The 3,100-nt window shown below is 32.5% G+C and carries 3 protein-coding genes; all 3 read left to right on the top strand.

The features are described from left to right. Window positions 1-1,302, top strand: a 1,302-nt coding sequence (gene murC, locus ACH2BO_RS13990) for a UDP-N-acetylmuramate--L-alanine ligase (protein WP_395045351.1), incomplete at its 5' end; no start/stop codon positions are given. Then, window positions 1,289-2,011, top strand: coding sequence for a cell division protein FtsQ/DivIB (locus ACH2BO_RS13985; RefSeq protein WP_395045350.1), 723 nt, complete (start codon window positions 1,289-1,291; stop codon window positions 2,009-2,011). The genes murC and ACH2BO_RS13985, both read left to right, overlap by 14 nt. A 6-nt stretch (window positions 2,012-2,017) precedes the next feature. Then, window positions 2,018-3,100 (top strand): cell division protein FtsA (gene ftsA / locus ACH2BO_RS13980; RefSeq protein WP_395045349.1); only part of this gene is annotated, 1,083 nt, incomplete at its 3' end.

The raw sequence follows: 3,100 nt of genomic DNA, 5'->3' as shown, positions 1-3,100 counted from the left end.
ATCGGAATGAGTGCTTTGGCTCGTTATTTCCAAAACATTGGTAAAAATGTTTCGGGTTATGATAAAACACCAACAACACTTACTGATGAACTTATTGCTGGCGGAATGAACATTCATTTTGAAGACAATATAAATGCAATTCCAACCAGTTTTTATGTAGAAAATACGTTGGTAATTGTAACTCCAGCAGTTCCAGTTTATCATTCAGAATGGAATTATTTTGTTGAAAGAGAATTTACAATTAAAAAACGTGCCGAAGTTTTAGGAATTATCACAAAAGATACTTTTTGTTTTGCAGTTGCAGGAACACATGGAAAAACTACAACATCTAGTATTCTTGGGCATATTTTGTATCAAAGTGGCGAAGATGTTACCGCTTTTCTTGGCGGAATTGTAGAGAATTATAATTCTAATTTAATAGGAAGCGGAAAAACAATTACAGTTGTAGAAGCAGACGAATTTGACAGATCATTTCTTCATTTACATCCAAATATTGCTTGTGTAACTTCAATGGATGCTGATCACTTAGATATTTATGGCGATGCATCTGCAATTGAAGATTCGTTTAGAGAATTTGCCAATAAAATTTTAGATAAAAGTAAATTATTTGTTCCAAAAGGTGTTCAACTAGAAGCTGTAACAATTTCAATTGACGAAGAAGCAACTTTTAAAGCATTTAATGTTAGAATAGAAAACAGCAGTTATATTTTTGATGTACAAACACCATTAGAAATTGTAAAAAATATAAAATTTAATTTACCAGGAAGACATAATTTAATGAATGCTTTAATGGCATTTGCTATGGCAAAAACTTTCGGAATTCAAAATCATTTAATTGCAAATGCATTAGAAAGTTTTAAAGGAATTCAACGCCGTTTTTCGTATCAAATAAAATCAGATAAATTAGTTTATATTGATGATTATGCTCATCATCCAACAGAAATAAATGCAATACATAATGCAGTTCGAGAATTGTATCCCAATCAAAAAGTTTTGGCCATTTTTCAACCGCATTTATTTAGTAGAACTAAAGATTTTGCAAATGATTTTGCTGAAAGTTTATCACAATTTGATGAAATATTATTATTAGATATTTATCCGGCACGTGAATTGCCTATAGAAGGAATTACCTCACAATGGTTATTGGATAAAATTAAAAATAATAACAAGAAATTAGTTTCAAAAAAACTGTTAATACCTTCTATTTTAGAAAGTGATGCAACTGTAATTGTGACTATTGGTGCAGGAGATATTGGAGAGTTAGTGCTATTAATTAAAAAAGCGTTAAATGAAACTGTTTAATTGGATCAATATTCGGTTAGTACTAATGTTTTCATTGGTAATTTTTCTGTTTTCGTTTGCTTCAAATCGAAATTTAGGGCGAAAACTAACAAAATCCACTGTTGTTTTTGTAGGAGATAACGCTCCTTTTGTTGATCAAGAAACGGTTAATAAATTGTTAATAGAAAATAAAAAAGACGCGCAAAGTATAGGTAAAGATAAATTAGATTTGAATAAATTAGAAAAAGCTTTGAACGCACAAGAAATGATTGAGAAGTCAGATGTGTTTGTAAGCATTGATGGGGTTCTAAAAGCAGTAGTGAAACAAAAAACTCCCATAGCAAGGATTTTTGACGGGGACGATTCTTTCTATATTGATTACGAAGGAAATAGGATGCCGTTGTCAAGTAATTTTACTGCTAGAGTTCCGCTTGTTTCGGGGGAAATAAATAAAAAAAATAGCGAAGATTTAGCCGAATTATTTCGGATAATATATGACGATGATTTTTTGAAAAAAAACATCATTGGTGTTCAAATTATGCCAAACGGGAGCTTGAAAATGGGCAACAGAAATTTTAATTATCAAATAGATTTTGGAGGAACGGTAAGAATGAAAGCCAAATTCAATAATTACAAGGCATTTTTTCAAAAAGCAGTTTTAGATAGTTCGTTATATAAATACAAAACAATTGATCTCAGGTTTGCTCAGCAAGTGGTGTGTACAAAATAACAGAAAATGGAAAAAGAGAATATTGCAGTATGTCTTGACATTGGGACAACCAAAATTGTTGCTATGATAGGCAGGAAAAACGAATATGGAAAACTAGAGATTTTGGGTGTTGGAAAATCCAAAAGTTTAGGTGTGGCAAGAGGTGTTGTAAATAATATTACACAAACCATACAATCCATTCAACAAGCAGTACTTGAAGCAGAAACAAAATCTGGGTACAAAATTAAAGATGTTGTTGTAGGAATTGCGGGACAACATATTCGTAGTATACAACACAGCGATTATATAATTCGAAGTAATGCAGAAGAAGTGATAGGAGGAAACGACATACAACTTCTAATCGATCAAGTTAATAAATTGGCAATGTTGCCCGGAGAAGAAATTATTCATGTTTTACCACAAGAATTTAAAATCGATGGACAATCAGATATCAAGGAACCAATAGGTATGTATGGCGGAAGATTAGAATCTAGTTTCCATGTCGTTGTAGGACAAGCATCATCCATTCGAAATGTAGGCAGATGCATTCAAAGTTCCGGAATTGAATTATCTGGATTGACATTGGAACCTTTAGCCTCATCTGATGCGGTTTTAAGTCAAGAAGAAAAAGAAGCTGGTGTTGCATTGATTGATATTGGTGGAGGAACAACAGATTTAGCGATTTTTAAAGATGGAATAATTCGTCATACTGCTGTAATCCCATTTGGCGGAAATGTAATTACCGATGATATAAAAGAAGGTTGTTCTATCATCGAAAAACAAGCAGAATTATTGAAAGTAAAATTTGGTTCAGCTTGGCCAGGAGAAAATAAAGACAACGAAATAGTTTCTATTCCGGGATTGCGAGGAAGAGAGCCAAAAGAAATTTCGTTAAAGAATTTGTCTAAAATAATTCATGCACGAGTTGTCGAAATTATCGAACAAGTTTTCACCGAAATAAAAGAATATGGACACGAAGATCCACGCAGAAAATTAATTGCAGGAATAGTACTTACAGGTGGTGGAGCTCAATTAAAACACGTCAAGCAATTAGTGGAATACATCACCGGAATGGACACAAGAATTGGCTATCCAAACGAACATTTGGCT

The sequence above is a fragment of the Flavobacterium sp. genome, from assembly GCF_043773265.1.
Classification (GTDB): domain Bacteria; phylum Bacteroidota; class Bacteroidia; order Flavobacteriales; family Flavobacteriaceae; genus Flavobacterium.
Note: the sequence above shows the minus strand (reverse complement) of the source record. Positions and strands in the feature narration are given on the sequence as shown.

Excerpts from the sequence above, each read along its gene's own strand:
- ACH2BO_RS13985 (WP_395045350.1), top strand. The coding sequence starts at position 1,289 with ATGAAACTGTTTAATTGGATCAATATTCGGTTAGTACTAATGTTTTCA.